This is a genomic window from Ferrimonas sp. YFM (genome assembly GCF_030296015.1).
Lineage (GTDB): Bacteria > Pseudomonadota > Gammaproteobacteria > Enterobacterales > Shewanellaceae > Ferrimonas.
This window is the reverse complement of sequence record NZ_AP027368.1, coordinates 229,757-248,848: the sequence shown is the minus strand read 5'-3', so window position 1 is coordinate 248,848 and position 19,092 is coordinate 229,757. Positions and strand designations below refer to the sequence as shown.

Genomic DNA, 19,092 nt, shown 5'->3' with positions numbered 1-19,092 from the left:
ATTAAACCCCAGTAATCAAACCAACGATGTTAACCAGAGCCATATCCAGCAACCACAGGACAAAGGCCAGGACGGCAGTCACGGCAAAAACGATCAGCGTGGTCTGCATGGTCTCCTGGCGAGTAGGCCAGACTACCTTACGAACTTCCAGGCGAGCATCCTGCGCAAAGGCCCAGGCCTCTTTGCCTTTCACTGTGGTGGCAGCAATACCCAGGCCGGCAGCGATGGCAATAACCACGCCGATGGCGCGGATCAGAACAGATACAGTATCAAAATAGTAGTTGCCCACTACGGCAGCCAGCAGAACCAGCACAGCCAGAGCCCATTTCAGGGTATCCAGCGAACCACCTTGATTTTCAATATTGGTACTCATTACAACAATCCTGTTAACCAGCGGATAGAATCATCCGCTGCTGTTGCGATGACAGCCATGCCAGGGTAGGGATCCACTGACTCTCCGGGAGAAGGACCACCCCCCGGCTACCACCGTAAAAAAAGCAGCCCTAGATTCTATTCATTCTGCTATCTGCTTACAAGCCGCACAGGCAGACAAATGCGAAAAGGGCGCCCGATGGCGCCCTTTTATCATAGCGAGATATCGATTACTCGACGATCTTAGCTACAACACCAGCACCAACGGTGCGGCCACCTTCACGGATAGCGAAGCGCAGGCCGTCGTCCATCGCGATTGGGCAGATCAGGGTAACAACCATCTTGATGTTGTCACCAGGCATTACCATCTCAACGCCTTCTGGCAGCTCAATGGTACCGGTTACGTCAGTAGTACGGAAGTAGAACTGAGGACGGTAGCCTTTGAAGAATGGGGTGTGACGACCACCTTCATCTTTGGACAGTACGTATACCTCAGACTCGAACTTGGTGTGAGGAGTGATGGAACCAGGCTTAGCCAGTACCTGACCACGCTGTACTTCGTCACGCTTGGTACCACGCAGCAGAACACCACAGTTCTCACCGGCACGGCCTTCGTCCAGCAGCTTGCGGAACATCTCAACACCAGTACAGGTAGTCTTGGTGGTTTCTTTGATGCCCACGATCTCTACTTCGTCACCTACGGTGATGATGCCGCGCTCTACACGACCGGTAACTACGGTACCACGGCCGGAGATGGAGAATACGTCTTCGATAGGCAGAATGAAGTCACCGTCGATGGCACGCTCAGGCTCTGGGATGTAGGAATCCAGGGCTTCAGCCAGCTCGATGATCTTCTTCTCCCACTCTTCTTCACCTTCCAGAGCTTTCAGAGCGGAACCCTGAATTACAGGCAGGTCGTCGCCAGGGAATTCGTACTCAGACAGCAGTTCACGAACTTCCATCTCTACCAGTTCCAGCAGCTCTTCATCGTCAACCATGTCGCACTTGTTCATGAATACGATGATGAAAGGTACGCCTACCTGACGAGACAGCAGGATGTGCTCACGGGTCTGAGGCATTGGGCCATCGGTGGCAGCTACTACCAGGATCGCGCCGTCCATCTGGGCAGCACCGGTGATCATGTTCTTAACGTAGTCAGCGTGTCCGGGGCAGTCTACGTGAGCGTAGTGGCGGGTAGGAGTATCGTACTCTACGTGAGAGGTAGAGATGGTGATACCACGCTCACGCTCTTCAGGAGCGTTATCGATGGACGCGAAGTCCTTGGCTTCACCGCCGTATACTTTAGCCAGTACGTTGGTGATAGCCGCGGTCAGAGTGGTTTTACCGTGGTCAACGTGGCCAATGGTACCAACGTTTACGTGCGGTTTCGAACGCTCAAATTTTTCTTTAGACATGATAGTGCCTCAATCCAAACTAAGGTGGTGGTTTTCCACGTTTGACGTAGTAATACTCGTAGAATGAGTATGAGTATAAACAAGGATTGAAGCAGCGTGAAGAAGGGAAGAAATGGTGCTGATACCCAGATTTGAACTGGGGACCTCACCCTTACCAAGGGTGCGCTCTACCAACTGAGCTATATCAGCAAATTTCTTGGAGCGGGCAGCGGGAATCGAACCCGCATCATCAGCTTGGAAGGCTGAGGTAATAGCCATTATACGATGCCCGCTAAAACTATCTTCAGGCTACCTCGAACCGAGAAAAAGTGGTGGAGGGGGAAGGATTCGAACCTTCGAAGGCGGAGCCGTCAGATTTACAGTCTGATCCCTTTGGCCACTCGGGAACCCCTCCACGAGTACAAAGCGTTAGCATGGTGCCGACTGCCGGAATCGAACTGGCGACCTACTGATTACAAGTCAGTTGCTCTACCTACTGAGCTAAGTCGGCTTCGCTTTGTGCGGAGCGCATAATAGGAAATTGAACAAACCAGTGCAAGCCAATTTTCAAAAAAAAGCCGCCAATGGGCTCAATTGGCTGAGATTTAGTCTTGTGGATTAAATGAGTGCCAATTCTTATCAACCTATTCAGCAGACTGTACCTTTAGGGGGCGATGGTGTAGTTTTGCCAGCGCATCTAAGGAGTTAATATGGCGCCAATTCCATCGACAACCCGCAACGCTTACCTGGAGTTCAGCCGGGAACAGTGGTCTGTACTGCGTGACGCAGTGCCCCTGCCACTGAGCCAGGGCGAGCTTGAGCGCCTGCGCGGTATCAATGAAGACATCTCACTGAGTGAGGTGGAAGCGGTGTACCTGCCTCTCTCCAGGCTGCTTAATCTCTATGTGCACGCCAATCAGCGCCGCAGCCAGGTGGTCGAAGAGTTTCTCGGCGAACGCCCTGCAGATGGCCCCTACATCATCAGTGTTGCCGGTTCCGTGGCCGTGGGTAAGAGTACCACCGCGCGTCTGCTGCAAGCCCTGCTGCAACGCTGGCCAGAGCACCCCAAGGTGGAGCTGATCACCACAGATGGCTTCCTCTATCCCTTGAAAGAGCTCAAGGACAAGGATCTGCTCGGCAAGAAGGGATTCCCTCAGAGCTACGACGGCAAGATGCTGCTGGAGTTTCTCAGGGACGTGAAATCAGGCAAGAGTGAAGTCCGGGCCCCCATCTACTCCCACCGAGAGTACGATCGCCTCACCGACAAGCAGCATGTGATCCGCAAGCCAGATATCCTGATTCTTGAGGGATTGAACGTCCTGCAAACCGCTCACGACTATCCGGAAGCCGGCAACAGGCTGTTCGTCTCAGACTTCGTCGACTTCTCCATCTATGTGGACGCCGATTACGATCTGCTGAAAAGCTGGTACATCGATCGCTTTGACAAGTTCCGCCAGGGCGCCTTTACCGACCCCAACTCCTACTTCCACCACTACTCCAAGCTGACCGAGGGCGAAGCCAGGAAGACGGCCAGTAAGATCTGGGACGAGATCAACGGCCCCAACCTGATGGACAACATCAAACCGACCCGCAGCCGGGCCAACTTGATTCTCAGCAAAGGGGACGACCACAGGGTCGACCGTGTCTGGCTAAGGCGTTAACTTGGCCGTAGGCTCACTTCGCCACTGTTGAAAGCCTGAAGCCCGCTGTCGGTCTCCAGAAGCAGAGCGCCACTGGCATCGACGCCGGCCGCCACTCCGGTCACTTCAGAATCCGCCAACAGCACTCGCACCGGCTTGCCCAGGTAGCGATCCCGTTGACGCCACCTCTCCAGGAAGGGCGCCAGTCCCTGCAGCTCAAACTGCTGCAATCCTTTCTGCAGGTGGCCGATGACCTCCCGGGCCAGCAGGTTGCGATCCACCGGTGCGCCATGAATCTGGTGAAGATCTGTCCAGTCCCGGTCAATCTGGGACGCCGCGCCCTGCCCCAGATTCACGTTAATGCCACAGCCAATCACCATATGGGCAGGTTCACCATACTGGCCCCGCATCTCCACCAGAATGCCCGCGAGTTTGGACTCACCATAGTAGAGGTCGTTGGGCCACTTTACGCTCACCCCGGCAATACCCAGGGACTCCAACGCTTCCACCAGGAGCACGCCCACCACCAGGCTAAGGCCACCCGCTTGAGCGATGCCGCCGTCCAGTCGCCAATACATGGAGAGATAAAGAGAACCGGCATAGGGGGAGACCCATTCACGCCCACGACGTCCCCTGCCCTGAGTCTGGCGCTCGGCCAGGCAACAATCCCCGGAGGCAAGATCGCCAAGATTATTCAGTAGGAAGCTGTTGGTGGAGTCGACTTCATCAAACAGATGGACCTTTGACGCTAATCCGGAGGAGAGGACGTCGGCGTCCAGCAATGTGACCGGTTCGGCCAGCCGGTAGCCCTTGCCCTTAACGCTGTAGATCTCCAGGCCGAGGGCCTCGAGAGCCTGAATATGGTTGTTGACCGCAGTCCGGCTCAGGCCTAAACACTCCGCAAGGTGGGCACCGGAATGAAACTCACCGTCCAGCAGGGTCTCCAGCACTCTCTGACGATTGTCGTTAATCAGCATAATGACTCCAACACTGCTCACCCTGACGGTTGAGAAGCCGCACCTCGGGCTCCAACACCACACCAAAGCGCTCTGAAACACGCCTTACCACCTGGGTCGCCAGAGCCAGCAGTTGCTCAACGGTGCCTTCACCATGGTTTACCAGCACCAAGGCCTGGTCCTGATGCACACCAACCCCATCCAGCTTGGCGCCTTTCATGCCGCTTTGTTCGATAAGCCAGCCAGCGGCCAGTTTCATCTGTCCCTCCCCCGCAGGGTAGGCCGGCATATTGGGGTGGCGCTGCTGGAGGTCTTTGCCTACAGCATTGGGCACAACGGGATTTTTGAAAAAGCTCCCCGCATTACCCAACACGTCGGGATCGGGCAGCTTTTCCCGCCGCACACTCATGACCCTTTCCGCAATGGCTTGGGCACTGGGCTCTGAAAGCTCCTTCAGTGGGCCATAGTTGAGCCGGGGGGACCACTGCTTGGGAAGGCGCAAGCCGACTCCAAGGATCACCGCCCTCCCCTTGAGCTCACCCTTGAAGATGGAATCGCGGTAGCCAAAGCAGCACTCGTCCTGTGACAAACGGCTGAATCTACCCTGCTCGAGGTCCAGAATGTCCACGTAGGCACACAGGTCAGAAAACTCCATGCCGTAGGCACCGATGTTCTGCACCGGCGCAGCACCTGCGGTACCAGGGATAAGAGAGAGATTCTCCAGACCGGAGATCCCCTGGGACAAGCTCCACATAACCGCATCATGCCAGTCTTCACCGGCACCCAGTTTAACAAGCCAGTCGCTCCCCTCATCCAACACTTCACGGCCCATGATGCGATTGACGATCACCAGCCCCTCAAAGCGTTCCACAAACACGGTGTTGCTGCCACTGCCCAATACCAGTTTCGGGGAGTCGGCAAAAGCCTCCAGATGCCAGGCCTCAGCCATCTCCTCAGCAGAATGGACCTCGACCAGTGCCAATGCAGTGCTGGGAAGCCTGAAGCTGTGATAGGGGATGAGACAACACTCTTTGCGAATATTCAGGGACACGATCTCTCCATCGTATAAAAGGGGCAGTGCAAGGCGGCGATGATATAGCAGAACACCAAAAAGATCGATGACGCAGGTGGGATTTTGACCAGCAGTTAACCCGCTGCAGAAAAGGCAATAACGGCTCCCTTACTCGCCGAACGGATTCTGCGCCGCGCGGGAGAGCGGGGAGTATCGAGGCGCAACAGGGCAGCCAAAATCGACTGAAGGAATCACCAGCAGTGGTATCCCGCACCGTGTAGAAACGAAAAAAGCCCAACCTTGCGGTGCGGACGGCCAGTCTGGGCTTCTCCTGAATAAGTGCCTGACGATGACCAAGTCTCACATGGACTCTCTCCAACACCGCCACACCACCATCGCGCCGATGGGTGAGCAAGGACCGATGCGCAACATCGCAGCCGAGGGAGGTGGAGCCATGGACGGCGACAGGAGGGATCGCCAGGAATAGTTTCCAGCACCGGATTACGGAAACGAAAAAAGCCCAACCTTGCGGTTGGGCTTTTTTCTGAATGAGTGCCTGACGATGACCTACTCTCACATGGGAACTCCCACACTACCATCGGCGCTACTGTGTTTCACTTCTGAGTTCGGCATGGGATCAGGTGGGACCACAGTGCTATGGTCGTCAGACGAATTTTGTTGATGCATTTCAGCATCGTTACCGCTCAATGAGCCATAACTTTGAATGGGTGCTTGGCAGTGACCTACTCTCACATGGGAACTCCCACACTACCATCGGCGCGGTTGCGTTTCACTACTGAGTTCGGCATGGGATCAGGTGGGACCACAACGCTATTGCCGCCAAGCAAAATCGTTACAATTCGCACAAGCTGTTTCTCGTTTGCATTCTCGCAAGCGCTTTTCTATCTGGGATTTCAAAACCCATTGGGTGTTGTATGGTTAAGCCTCACGGGTCATTAGTACAGGTTAGCTCAACGCCTCACAACGCTTACACACCCTGCCTATCAACGTCCTAGTCTTGGACGGCCCTTTAGAGACCTTAAAGGTCTAGTGAGAACTCATCTTGAGGCTCGCTTCCCGCTTAGATGCTTTCAGCGGTTATCGATTCCGAACTTAGCTACCCGGCAATGCCACTGGCGTGACAACCGGAACACCAGAGGTTCGTCCACTCCGGTCCTCTCGTACTAGGAGCAGCCCCTCTCAATTCTCAAACGCCCACGGCAGATAGGGACCGAACTGTCTCACGACGTTCTGAACCCAGCTCGCGTACCACTTTAAATGGCGAACAGCCATACCCTTGGGACCGACTTCAGCCCCAGGATGTGATGAGCCGACATCGAGGTGCCAAACACCGCCGTCGATATGAACTCTTGGGCGGTATCAGCCTGTTATCCCCGGAGTACCTTTTATCCGTTGAGCGATGGCCCTTCCATGCAGAACCACCGGATCACTATGACCTACTTTCGTACCTGCTCGACGTGTCTGTCTCGCAGTTAAGCTGGCTTATGCCATTGCACTAACCGTATGATGTCCGACCATACTTAGCCAACCTTCGTGCTCCTCCGTTACTCTTTGGGAGGAGACCGCCCCAGTCAAACTACCCACCAGGCACTGTCCCTAACCCCGATTCAGGGGCCCAGGTTAGAACATCAACACTACAAGGGTGGTATTTCAAGGACGGCTCCACGTCATCTAGCGACAACGCTTCAAAGCCTCCCACCTATCCTACACATGTAGGGTCAATGTTCAGTGCCAAGCTGTAGTAAAGGTTCACGGGGTCTTTCCGTCTAGCCGCGGGTATACGGCATCTTCACCGCAAATTCAATTTCACTGAGTCTCGGGTGGAGACAGCGTGGCCATCATTACGCCATTCGTGCAGGTCGGAACTTACCCGACAAGGAATTTCGCTACCTTAGGACCGTTATAGTTACGGCCGCCGTTTACCGGGGCTTCGATCAAGAGCTTCTTCCGAAGAATAACCCCATCAATTAACCTTCCGGCACCGGGCAGGCGTCACACCGTATACGTCCACTTACGTGTTTGCACAGTGCTGTGTTTTTGATAAACAGTTGCAGCCACCTGGTATCTGCGACTGCCGACAGCTTAGGGAGCAAGTCCCATCACCGTCAGCAGCGTACCTTCTCCCGAAGTTACGGTACCATTTTGCCTAGTTCCTTCACCCGAGTTCTCTCAAGCGCCTTGGTATTCTCTACCTGACCACCAGTGTTGGTTTGGGGTACGATTCCTTCTTACCTGAAGCTTAGAAGTTTTTCCTGGAAGCATGGCATCAACCACTTCAGTGCCGTAGCACCTCGTCATCAGCTCTCAGCGTAATGTGTGTCCGGATTTGCCTAAACACACCGCCTACAACCTTAAACGCACATCCGATAGTGCGCTGGCCTAGCCTTCTCCGTCACTCCATCGCAGTAAGAAGAAGTACGGGAATATTAACCCGTTTCCCATCGACTACGCCTTTCGGCCTCGCCTTAGGGGTCGACTCACCCTGCCCCGATTAACGTTGGACAGGAACCCTTGGTCTTCCGGCGAGCGGGTTTTTCACCCGCTTTAACGTTACTCATGTCAGCATTCGCACTTCTGATACGTCCAGCATGCCTCTCGACACACCTTCAACCGCTTACAGAACGCTCCTCTACCATGCACACAAGTGTGCATCCGCAGCTTCGGTGTCTAGTTTAGCCCCGTTACATCTTCCGCGCAGACCGACTCGACCAGTGAGCTATTACGCTTTCTTTAAATGATGGCTGCTTCTAAGCCAACATCCTGGCTGTCTGAGCCTTTCCACATCGTTTCCCACTTAACTAGAACTTTGGGACCTTAGCTGGCGGTCTGGGTTGTTTCCCTCTCCACGACGGACGTTAGCACCCGCCGTGTGTCTCCCGTAATTGCACTCATTGGTATTCGGAGTTTGCAAAGGGTTGGTAAGTCGGGATGACCCCTAGCCTTAACAGTGCTCTACCCCCAATGGTGAGATACGAGGCGCTACCTAAATAGCTTTCGAGGAGAACCAGCTATCTCCCGGTTTGATTGGCCTTTCACCCCTACCCACAAGTCATCCGCTAATTTTGCAACATTAGTCGGTTCGGTCCTCCAGTTGGTGTTACCCAACCTTCAACCTGCCCATGGGTAGATCACCGGGTTTCGGGTCTACACCTTGCAACTCATTCGCCCAGTTAAGACTCGGTTTCCCTACGGCTCCCCTATTCGGTTAACCTCGCTACAAAATGTAAGTCGCTGACCCATTATACAAAAGGTACGCAGTCACCCCGAAGGGCTCCCACTGCTTGTACGTACACGGTTTCAGGTTCTATTTCACTCCCCTCACAGGGGTTCTTTTCGCCTTTCCCTCACGGTACTGGTTCACTATCGGTCAGTCAGGAGTATTTAGCCTTGGAGGATGGTCCCCCCATGTTCAGACAAGATATCACGTGTCCCGTCCTACTCGATTTCACACAAAGTTAGTTTTCGTGTACGGGGCTATCACCCTGTATCGCGCCACTTTCCAGAAGCTTCCACTAACACCCTCTGTGCTTAAGGGCTAATCCCCGTTCGCTCGCCGCTACTTAGGGAATCTCAATTGATTTCTTTTCCTCAGGGTACTTAGATGTTTCAGTTCCCCTGGTTCGCTCTGTACACCTATGTATTCAGTGCACAGTGACCGCTTATGCGGCCGGGTTTCCCCATTCGGAAATCGGTGACTCAAATGGCTCTTACTGCCTCATCACCGCTTATCGCAAGTTAGTACGTCCTTCATCGCCTCTGACTGCCTAGGCATCCACCGTGTACGCTTAGTCACTTAACCATACAACCCCAATAGGTCTTTTCTGCTGGGTCTTTGTCGCTTATGCGTCGTTGAAATCCTCACTCACTCGGTTATGTGGATGAACCACACGCCCTCGCTCGTTCGGCTTTCGCCTCACCTAAGCACCAAATTCCTGCGCAGAAACTACTGAAGTTGCTTAATACGATTAAACAACCAATACGTTAATCTATCGCCAGATATTCAAGGCACTTGCAAAAATTGCAAATATCTCGAGAAATTATCAGCTTGTCCAAATTGTTAAAGAGCATGCTTATTCAGGCCGAGGCCCAAAAAAGCCAAAGGTAAATACTGGTATTTAGCTTTGGCTTCTTGCCAGATGTTGAGTTTCAAAGGAGAAGTGGTGGAGCTAAGCAGGATCGAACTGCTGACCTCCTGCGTGCAAAGCAGGCGCTCTCCCAGCTGAGCTATAGCCCCATCATGGTTCTCGATGCCCAATCTTAAGGGAAAGATTGGTGGGTCTGAGTAGACTTGAACTACCGACCTCACGCTTATCAGGCGTGCGCTCTAACCAGCTGAGCTACAGACCCATCGAAACTCTTATCTTTCGTCAGACAATCTGTGTGAACACTCAACGCAAAACCGTATCTATTTCGTAAGGAGGTGATCCAGCCCCAGGTTCCCCTAGGGCTACCTTGTTACGACTTCACCCCAGTCATGAACCACACCGTGGTCATCGCCCTCCCGAAGGTTAAGCTAATGACTTCTGGTGCAGCCCACTCCCATGGTGTGACGGGCGGTGTGTACAAGGCCCGGGAACGTATTCACCGTGACATTCTGATTCACGATTACTAGCGATTCCGACTTCATGGAGTCGAGTTGCAGACTCCAATCCGGACTACGACCGGCTTTATGGGATTGGCTGACTCTCGCGAGCTCGCAACCCTTTGTACCGACCATTGTAGCACGTGTGTAGCCCATCCCGTAAGGGCCATGATGACTTGACGTCGTCCCCACCTTCCTCCGGTTTATCACCGGCAGTCTCCCTAGAGTTCCCACCATTACGTGCTGGCAACTAAGGACAAGGGTTGCGCTCGTTGCGGGACTTAACCCAACATTTCACAACACGAGCTGACGACAGCCATGCAGCACCTGTCTCACGGTTCCCGAAGGCACACTCCGATCTCTCAGAGCTTCCGTGGATGTCAAGGGATGGTAAGGTTCTTCGCGTTGCATCGAATTAAACCACATGCTCCACCGCTTGTGCGGGCCCCCGTCAATTCATTTGAGTTTTAACCTTGCGGCCGTACTCCCCAGGCGGTCTATTTAATGCGTTAGCTTTGGAACCCACGCCTCAAGGGCACAGACTCCTAATAGACATCGTTTACAGCGTGGACTACCAGGGTATCTAATCCTGTTTGCTCCCCACGCTTTCGCATCTGAGCGTCAGTCTTTGTCCAGGAGGCCGCCTTCGCCACTGGTATTCCTTCAGATCTCTACGCATTTCACCGCTACACCTGAAATTCTACCTCCCTCTACAAGACTCTAGTCTGCCAGTTCGAAATGCAGTTCCCAGGTTAAGCCCGGGGCTTTCACATCTCGCTTAACAGACCGCCTGCATGCGCTTTACGCCCAGTAATTCCGATTAACGCTCGCACCCTCCGTATTACCGCGGCTGCTGGCACGGAGTTAGCCGGTGCTTCTTCTGCGAGTAACGTCACAGCTAACGGGTATTAACCGTTAACCTTTCCTCCTCGCTGAAAGTACTTTACAACCCGAAGGCCTTCTTCATACACGCGGCATGGCTGCATCAGGCTTGCGCCCATTGTGCAATATTCCCCACTGCTGCCTCCCGTAGGAGTCTGGACCGTGTCTCAGTTCCAGTGTGGCTGATCATCCTCTCAAACCAGCTAGAGATCGTCGCCATGGTGAGCCATTACCTCACCATCTAGCTAATCTCACTTAGGCTTATCCAATCGCGAAAGGTGCCGAAGCATCCCCCTCTTTCCCCCGTAGGGCGTATGCGGTATTAGCAGTCGTTTCCAACTGTTGTCCCCCTCGACTGGGCAAATTCCTAAGCATTACTCACCCGTCCGCCGCTCGACGCCCAACAAATCATCCGAAGAATCTTTGTTGTCGTTTCCGCTCGACTTGCATGTGTTAGGCCTGCCGCCAGCGTTCAATCTGAGCCATGATCAAACTCTTCAATTAAAAAGTTTTTTGAAGTCCGAAAACTTCGACTCAATGAATTACTGAATTAACTTGTTATAGTCACTCAGTGCAACATTGATATATGAGATATCAATCCTGCGCGAGTGCCCACACAGATTGTCTGACTAATTGTTAAAGAGCGTGTCTCTCATCGAGACAGGAGGCGCATTTTACGCTTTCCTCCGCTGCCGTCAACCCCTATTTTCAAGGTTTTCAGCGGTTGACCTTGATTCGGCTCAGCCGTTTCGCCGTCAACAGGAAGCGCATTATAGGGGGTGATTTTCACTGCGCAAGGGGAAAAACGATCTTTTTCCAGGATCGCGATCCAAATGGCTAAACACACTGCATTCACACATTTTACCCACAAGGTTATCCACTGCGTTTAGTGAAAACCCCCTTAGGTGGCCCCCAGATGAAAGAGTGTAGATCACCAGAGGATGACCGCAACTGAACAGCAAGAGCCATAGAAAGCCAACTTATTTGCTGTCACCTGGCAACCTGGTGCCAGCGAATGCCGTCATTCAGGACCTTGGGTTTATGGGATTTATGGCTTCACGTGCAAGAAAGCCGCGAGACCTGGACCACTATTGCGTATCAGAGGACGGCAAGCACTTGGTTGCTGCTGCAGAACGGATTGACCAATGAACTCCTTCTTCACCTCGTCACATGGGTACCTAAGGCGTTCTGCATAAACCATCATCACGTTCGATGCCTGTTTACAGATATACAGCCTCCCACAACACGATCATTCCGGCCAACGCAGTATCCAGAATCTTTGATGTTTCAGGAGCGAGAGAAAGCCGCTGGACCCTGGCGTGCGCTAGGGAGACGATTGTGCGTGAGGAAAGTACGGAGCTTTGTTGCTGCCTTCTGCGCAGTTGCAGGTTCGCAGGGAGCCTAATTCCAACCTAATGCGGCTCCCCCTAGCACTGTCATGCCGGTATATGGACTCCTCCCGAGTTTCAACCTCCAGCGCAGACAGACAAAGTAAGATGCAGGCGTATATTCGGGCTCTTGATGGGTTGCGATCCCTGGCCACTGATGTTTTCGCACCACCATGCCTCTACGCGAACGCGGAATTGAATTCTCGCCGGCAAGATCAGGCTCTTGGTGGTCGGTCTCACCTGTTTGTTATGCGCTCTTGGTTGTCACTCTTAACTCTTGAATCGATGGTTAGATAGCTTGAGGTTGTTGATAATCCTGATCTCGGTGCAACATGGCCCAGGCAGTGCGAATGGTTTTGTTAACTAGCGCCACTGCCGCACGTCGAAGCCCGCGTCGCTCGATAATTGCCAACAGCCATTTTTCTTTGAGTGTCTTAGGTGGCCTACGGCCTAATTGCATGGCCACAGCTAATGCCCCCTGAATCAGGTTGGCGCGCAGCCGCTTATGGCCAATCCGCTTGCCAATACCACCTAAAGAAGTGACGCCCCCGGTACTGAATTGTTTAGGCGTCACTCCAATGCAGGCCGCGGCTTCCCGGCCATTCTTAAACCCTTCACCACGCTCACCTAAGATGAGATACAAGGCCAAGGCATTAACCTCGCCAACGCCTTCAAGCTTCATGAGCCTCTTGCAGGGCGACTGCTGCTTTATCAATTCTGATAGCTGATTCTCTATTTGTTTGAGCTCATCTCTCCCCCGTTGCCATTGCTGGTACACCTTTGAAAGCTGAGCTTTGAAGGCCTGAGGAAGAAGCTCAGACGAGCCGTCTAGAAGCTCTGGCATGATCCGTATAAGTGCTGTATTCCCTTTGGCGATGGTGATACCAAACTCATAGAGCAAGCTACGCATCATGTTGCTGGTTGAGCGGTTATGATCCAGCCAGTGCTGACGCATCCGCTCAATGCTTTGCAAAGCATGTTGTTCAACCGATTTGACTGCTGCAGAGCGAGTGCTTGGCTGACGGGCTGCTATCGCGATGGCCAGTGCATCGTTGCTATCGGTTTTATGGCCCTGCCGATATGGGGTGACTGTTTTGGGGGCGATGATCATGACGGAGTGGCCAAAAGATTCAGCGAAGCGGCCCCAGTAGTGGGCGGAGCCACAGGCCTCCACGGCAACAATGGAGGGTTTCTGCTTGGCCAGCCATTGCTCAAGTCGTGCGCGTGACATACTGCGGTTATTCAACACTTGATGTTCCGGACTGAGCGTTGCCACTTGGAAAGAAGATTTTGCCAGGTCGATGCCGATGATATTAAGGTTAAGCATGTATGGGCTCCTTTCGCTGTTAGAGCGGTTGTGGTGACTTAACTCTAGCCCCTTAGGGGAGGGAGGAGTCCATACATCGCGAACGCCGGTATCCAGAGTCTTTGGTATTGGAAAGATGCAGAAAAGACACTGGGCCCTGGCATGCGCCAGGGAGACGATTGTGCGTGTGGAAAGTACGGAGCTTTGTTGCTGCGTTCTGCGCAGTTTTAGGTTCGCAGGGAGCCTAATTCCAACCTAATGCGGCTCCCCCTAGCACGGTCATGCCGGCGGACGCCGGTATCCAGTGATGTGATGGACGCCCCCCTACGATACGGCGTCAAATGCGCCAGAATTAAGTTGCGACACATAATTCAGAGAGGAGCGTCCATCATGTCTATTAAAGCCATTGGAATTGATTTAGCCAAGAGTGTTTTTCAGGTTTGCGTTCTGCTGGAGGATGGCTCCATCCTTTGGAACCGCAAGGTCAAAAGAGAAAAGCTGCTGCACACACTCCTTGAATTCCCAACGGATACACTGGTGGCCATGGAGTCTTGTGCTCGTTCTCACTATTGGGGAAGGCGGCTCCAGCAAGCCGGTTACCAGGTGAAGCTCATCCCCGCACAACATGTAAAACCCATGGTGTCTGCGCAAAAGAACGATGCCAATGATGCGCTGGCCATTTGCGAAGCGGCTTTCCGCCCTAAGTTGCATCCAGTTCCCATAAAGACCATTGAGCAGCAAGACATTAAGGCTCTGCGCTGCGTCCGGCAGAGAATGGTCGACTACAGAACGGCACTGGCCTGTCAGATACGTGGCTTGGCAGGAGAATATGGCGTTAACTTCAGTACCGGGATAAAGCTGTTGAGAAATCAGTTACCCGAATCCGTTGAAGATGGCGATAACGGGTTGAGCTTTGTCATGCGGGGGCTGTTGCTGCGGATGGAGCGGGAGCTCAAGGCTCTGGATGAGGAGATCAAAGCCATAGAGCAGGAGATTCATCAGCTGTGCAAACAGCAACCCCGCTATCAACTTTTGCAGAGCATTCCGGGGTTCGGTCCCATTGTCGCGGCAGCTTTCGTCAGTGAAGTGGGTGACGGCCGACAGTTTTCCAACGGTCGTCAACTGGCGGCTTGGTGTGGCTTGGTTCCAAAGCAGCACAGCACCGGAGGCAAAACCCGGCTGGGCAGCATTACCAAGGCAGGAAACAAGCAACTGCGGGTGCTGTTAATTCACGGGGCAAGAGCGGTCTTCGCTCATGTGGCCAAACGAAATGACAGGCTGGGAAGATGGCTGAGCAATCTGATAGTGCGCCGGGGCAAGCGCAAGGCAATCGTGGCCCTGGCCAATAAACTGGCCCGGATTGCCTGGAGCATGACGGTCAGCGGCAGCCAGTTCGAGTTGAATCACGCTTTCACAGCTTCCAAATAACCACTTCCTCCACTTTAAGAGGGGAATAGAGGGTACCAAGCAACCTGAGTTTGCATAACTTGATGAAAAACGGTTATCCGGCCTGGCAAGAGCCTGACATAAGACCGACAGAGAATGTCGTTCCAGCGTGAAGGTGGTCAGGTTCGGACCACATTGTGGCGCTACCTCTCGAAGGTAATACAGACGCCGGATATACGTCCGCAAACCGATCTCATCAATGTCTTGCAACTGCAGGGGCGTCCATATACGTCTTTAGTTTTGGTGAGGCACAGGAAAGCCACTGGCCCCTGGCGTGCGCCAGGGAGACGATTGTGCGTGTGGTGAGGGGAGTGCTTCGTTTCTTCCCTTAAACGCAGCTGCAGATTCGCAGGGAATCTGATTCCAACCTAATGCGGTTCCCCCTAGCACTGTCATACCGGCGCACGCCGGTATCCAGAGCCTTTGATTTTTAAGGGGCGAAAGAAAGCCGCTGGACCCTGGCATGCGCCAGGGAGACGATTGTGCGTATGAGACGGGGAGCGCTCCGTTGCCCTTATAGAGCAACCTGGAAGTTCTAAACAGCACAAACGAAAAAAGCCCGCCCAACTGGACGGGCTCTTTCAAAATGTTGGCGGAGTGGACGGACTCGTACGGGGGCGCCCAGCCACGCGACCAATCTGCGCAGCAGTTTTTGGGAGCGATAAACGAAAAAAGCCTGAGCGTTAACTCAGGCTTCTTCGAAAATGTTGGCGGAGTGGACGGGACTCGAACCCGCGACCCCCGGCGTGACAGGCCGGTATTCTAACCAACTGAACTACCACTCCGCCGAATTTTATGCCTGACGCAAGAACCTGATTAGCACTCTCACATCAAGGAATTGGTGCCTGACGATGACCTACTCTCACATGGGAACTCCCACACTACCATCGGCGCTACTGTGTTTCACTGCTGAGTTCGGCATGGGATCAGGTGGGACCACAGCGCTATGGTCGTCAGACGAATTTGGAACAATTCGCACAAGCTGTTTCTCGTTTGCATTTTCGCAAGCGCTTTTCTATCTGGGATTTCAAAACCCATTGGGTGTTGTATGGTTAAGCCTCACGGGTCATTAGTACAGGTTAGCTCAACGCCTCACAACGCTTACACACCCTGCCTATCAACGTCCTAGTCTTGGACGGCCCTTTAGAGACCTTAAAGGTCTAGTGAGAACTCATCTTGAGGCTCGCTTCCCGCTTAGATGCTTTCAGCGGTTATCGATTCCGAACTTAGCTACCCGGCAATGCCACTGGCGTGACAACCGGAACACCAGAGGTTCGTCCACTCCGGTCCTCTCGTACTAGGAGCAGCCCCTCTCAATTCTCAAACGCCCACGGCAGATAGGGACCGAACTGTCTCACGACGTTCTGAACCCAGCTCGCGTACCACTTTAAATGGCGAACAGCCATACCCTTGGGACCGACTTCAGCCCCAGGATGTGATGAGCCGACATCGAGGTGCCAAACACCGCCGTCGATATGAACTCTTGGGCGGTATCAGCCTGTTATCCCCGGAGTACCTTTTATCCGTTGAGCGATGGCCCTTCCATGCAGAACCACCGGATCACTATGACCTACTTTCGTACCTGCTCGACGTGTCTGTCTCGCAGTTAAGCTGGCTTATGCCATTGCACTAACCGTATGATGTCCGACCATACTTAGCCAACCTTCGTGCTCCTCCGTTACTCTTTGGGAGGAGACCGCCCCAGTCAAACTACCCACCAGGCACTGTCCCTAACCCCGATTCAGGGGCCCAGGTTAGAACATCAACACTACAAGGGTGGTATTTCAAGGACGGCTCCACGTCATCTAGCGACAACGCTTCAAAGCCTCCCACCTATCCTACACATGTAGGGTCAATGTTCAGTGCCAAGCTGTAGTAAAGGTTCACGGGGTCTTTCCGTCTAGCCGCGGGTATACGGCATCTTCACCGCAAATTCAATTTCACTGAGTCTCGGGTGGAGACAGCGTGGCCATCATTACGCCATTCGTGCAGGTCGGAACTTACCCGACAAGGAATTTCGCTACCTTAGGACCGTTATAGTTACGGCCGCCGTTTACCGGGGCTTCGATCAAGAGCTTCTTCCGAAGAATAACCCCATCAATTAACCTTCCGGCACCGGGCAGGCGTCACACCGTATACGTCCACTTACGTGTTTGCACAGTGCTGTGTTTTTGATAAACAGTTGCAGCCACCTGGTATCTGCGACTGCCGACAGCTTAGGGAGCAAGTCCCATCACCGTCAGCAGCGTACCTTCTCCCGAAGTTACGGTACCATTTTGCCTAGTTCCTTCACCCGAGTTCTCTCAAGCGCCTTGGTATTCTCTACCTGACCACCAGTGTTGGTTTGGGGTACGATTCCTTCTTACCTGAAGCTTAGAAGTTTTTCCTGGAAGCATGGCATCAACCACTTCAGTGCCGTAGCACCTCGTCATCAGCTCTCAGCGTAATGTGTGTCCGGATTTGCCTAAACACACCGCCTACAACCTTAAACGCACATCCGATAGTGCGCTGGCCTAGCCTTCTCCGTCACTCCATCGCAGTAAGAAGAAGTACGGGAATATTAACCCGTTTCCCATCGACTACGCCTTTCGGCCTCGCCTTAGGGGTCGACTCACCCTGCCCCGATTAACGTTGGACAGGAACCCTTGGTCTTCCGGCGAGCGGGTTTTTCACCCGCTTTAACGTTACTCATGTCAGCATTCGCACTTCTGATACGTCCAGCATGCCTCTCGACACACCTTCAACCGCTTACAGAACGCTCCTCTACCATGCACAACAAGTGTGCATCCGCAGCTTCGGTGTCTAGTTTAGCCCCGTTACATCTTCCGCGCAGACCGACTCGACCAGTGAGCTATTACGCTTTCTTTAAATGATGGCTGCTTCTAAGCCAACATCCTGGCTGTCTGAGCCTTTCCACATCGTTTCCCACTTAACTAGAACTTTGGGACCTTAGCTGGCGGTCTGGGTTGTTTCCCTCTCCACGACGGACGTTAGCACCCGCCGTGTGTCTCCCGTAATTGCACTCATTGGTATTCGGAGTTTGCAAAGGGTTGGTAAGTCGGGATGACCCCCTAGCCTTAACAGTGCTCTACCCCCAATGGTGAGATACGAGGCGCTACCTAAATAGCTTTCGAGGAGAACCAGCTATCTCCCGGTTTGATTGGCCTTTCACCCCTACCCACAAGTCATCCGCTAATTTTGCAACATTAGTCGGTTCGGTCCTCCAGTTGGTGTTACCCAACCTTCAACCTGCCCATGGGTAGATCACCGGGTTTCGGGTCTACACCTTGCAACTCATTCGCCCAGTTAAGACTCGGTTTCCCTACGGCTCCCCTATTCGGTTAACCTCGCTACAAAATGTAAGTCGCTGACCCATTATACAAAAGGTACGCAGTCACACCCGAAGGTGCTCCCACTGCTTGTACGTACACGGTTTCAGGTTCTATTTCACTCCCCTCACAGGGGTTCTTTTCGCCTTTCCCTCACGGTACTGGTTCACTATCGGTCAGTCAGGAGTATTTAGCCTTGGAGGATGGTCCCCCCATGTTCAGACAAGATATCACGTGTCCCGTCCTACTCGATTTCACACAAAGTTAGTTTTCGTGTACGGGGCTATCACCCTGTATCGCGCTACTTTCCAGAAGCTTCCACTAACACCCTCTGTGCTTAAGGGCTAATCCCCGTTCGCTCGCCGCTACTTAGGGAATCTCAATTGATTTCTTTTCCTCAGGGTACTTAGATGTTTCAGTTCCCCTGGTTCGCTCTGTACACCTATGTATTCAGTGCACAGTGACCGCTTATGCGGCCGGGTTTCCCCATTCGGAAATCGGTGACTCAAATGGCTCTTACTGCCTCATCACCGCTTATCGCAAGTTAGTACGTCCTTCATCGCCTCTGACTGCCTAGGCATCCACCGTGTACGCTTAGTCGCTTAACCATACAACCCCAATAAGTCTTGGAATCGTATTGCTTCACAACCAATACGTTAATCTATCGCCAGATATTCAAGGCACTTGCAAAAATTGCAAATATCTCGAGAAATTATCAGCTTGTCCAAATTGTTAAAGAGCAAGTTTTTGCCTAAGCAAAAACG

The 19,092-nt window shown here is 53.1% G+C and carries 7 protein-coding genes, 7 tRNA genes and 6 rRNA genes; 2 read left to right on the top strand and 18 right to left on the bottom strand.

Annotated elements, in window-relative coordinates; translation table 11 throughout:
* Position 1: 1 nt before the first annotated feature.
* From secE to QUE41_RS01175, 6 genes are all read right to left on the bottom strand, one after another.
* On the bottom strand, positions 2 to 373 hold the full coding sequence (secE, locus tag QUE41_RS01200) for a preprotein translocase subunit SecE (RefSeq protein WP_286341187.1): 372 nt from the start codon (positions 371 to 373) through the stop codon (positions 2 to 4).
* 229 nt (positions 374 to 602) lie between these two features.
* Positions 603 to 1,787: an elongation factor Tu gene (gene tuf / locus QUE41_RS01195; RefSeq protein WP_286341186.1), complete on the bottom strand. Its 1,185-nt coding sequence runs from the start codon at positions 1,785 to 1,787 to the stop codon at positions 603 to 605.
* A gap of 113 nt (positions 1,788 to 1,900) precedes the next feature.
* A tRNA-Thr gene (locus QUE41_RS01190) sits at positions 1,901 to 1,976 on the bottom strand.
* Between the two features lie 8 nt (positions 1,977 to 1,984).
* A tRNA-Gly gene (locus QUE41_RS01185) sits at positions 1,985 to 2,059 on the bottom strand.
* 37 nt (positions 2,060 to 2,096) lie between these two features.
* Positions 2,097 to 2,181 (bottom strand) — tRNA-Tyr (locus tag QUE41_RS01180).
* 20 nt (positions 2,182 to 2,201) lie between these two features.
* Positions 2,202 to 2,277: transfer RNA gene (locus tag QUE41_RS01175), tRNA-Thr, on the bottom strand.
* 199 nt (positions 2,278 to 2,476) lie between these two features.
* Here QUE41_RS01175 and coaA point away from each other — a divergent pair.
* Complete coding sequence (gene coaA, locus QUE41_RS01170; RefSeq protein ID WP_286341185.1) at positions 2,477 to 3,427, top strand: type I pantothenate kinase; 951 nt, start codon at positions 2,477 to 2,479, stop codon at positions 3,425 to 3,427.
* Here coaA and birA read toward each other — a convergent pair.
* The 9 genes from birA to QUE41_RS01125 form a co-directional block, all read right to left on the bottom strand.
* Positions 3,424 to 4,383, bottom strand: coding sequence for a bifunctional biotin--[acetyl-CoA-carboxylase] ligase/biotin operon repressor BirA (gene birA, locus QUE41_RS01165; protein ID WP_286341184.1), 960 nt, complete (start codon positions 4,381 to 4,383; stop codon positions 3,424 to 3,426). The genes coaA and birA overlap by 4 nt on opposite strands.
* Positions 4,373 to 5,413 (bottom strand): UDP-N-acetylmuramate dehydrogenase, encoded by a 1,041-nt coding sequence (gene murB, locus QUE41_RS01160; RefSeq protein WP_286341183.1) that lies wholly within the window; start codon positions 5,411 to 5,413, stop codon positions 4,373 to 4,375. Before murB ends, birA begins: the two co-directional genes overlap by 11 nt.
* A 515-nt stretch (positions 5,414 to 5,928) precedes the next feature.
* A 5S ribosomal RNA gene (rrf, locus tag QUE41_RS01155) occupies positions 5,929 to 6,043 on the bottom strand.
* Positions 6,044 to 6,104: 61 nt separating this feature from the next.
* Positions 6,105 to 6,219, bottom strand: a 5S ribosomal RNA gene (gene rrf, locus QUE41_RS01150).
* A 90-nt stretch (positions 6,220 to 6,309) separates the two neighbouring features.
* A 23S ribosomal RNA gene (locus QUE41_RS01145) occupies positions 6,310 to 9,194 on the bottom strand.
* Between the two features lie 359 nt (positions 9,195 to 9,553).
* Positions 9,554 to 9,629 (bottom strand) — tRNA-Ala (locus tag QUE41_RS01140).
* Between the two features lie 36 nt (positions 9,630 to 9,665).
* A tRNA-Ile gene (locus QUE41_RS01135) sits at positions 9,666 to 9,742 on the bottom strand.
* A gap of 66 nt (positions 9,743 to 9,808) precedes the next feature.
* Positions 9,809 to 11,363 (bottom strand): 16S ribosomal RNA (locus QUE41_RS01130).
* The 16S, 23S and 5S rRNA genes sit together here with 2 tRNA genes alongside, the layout of an rRNA operon.
* 1,173 nt (positions 11,364 to 12,536) lie before the next feature.
* Entirely contained in the window at positions 12,537 to 13,574 is a 1,038-nt protein-coding gene (locus QUE41_RS01125) for an IS110 family RNA-guided transposase (protein WP_286341182.1), read from the bottom strand.
* Positions 13,575 to 13,943: 369 nt separating this feature from the next.
* On the opposite strand from QUE41_RS01125, the gene QUE41_RS01120 reads away from it, so the two are divergent.
* A complete protein-coding gene (locus QUE41_RS01120) occupies positions 13,944 to 14,981 on the top strand; it encodes an IS110 family RNA-guided transposase (protein WP_286341021.1) in 1,038 nt (345 codons plus the stop codon).
* A 726-nt stretch (positions 14,982 to 15,707) separates the two neighbouring features.
* Here the strand turns inward: QUE41_RS01120 and QUE41_RS01115 are convergent.
* The 3 genes from QUE41_RS01115 to QUE41_RS01105 form a co-directional block, all read right to left on the bottom strand.
* Positions 15,708 to 15,784, bottom strand: a tRNA-Asp gene (locus QUE41_RS01115).
* 58 nt (positions 15,785 to 15,842) lie between these two features.
* Positions 15,843 to 15,957: ribosomal RNA gene (gene rrf / locus QUE41_RS01110) — 5S ribosomal RNA — on the bottom strand.
* Positions 15,958 to 16,047: 90 nt separating this feature from the next.
* Positions 16,048 to 18,936 (bottom strand): 23S ribosomal RNA (locus tag QUE41_RS01105).
* Positions 18,937 to 19,092: the final 156 nt, after the last annotated feature.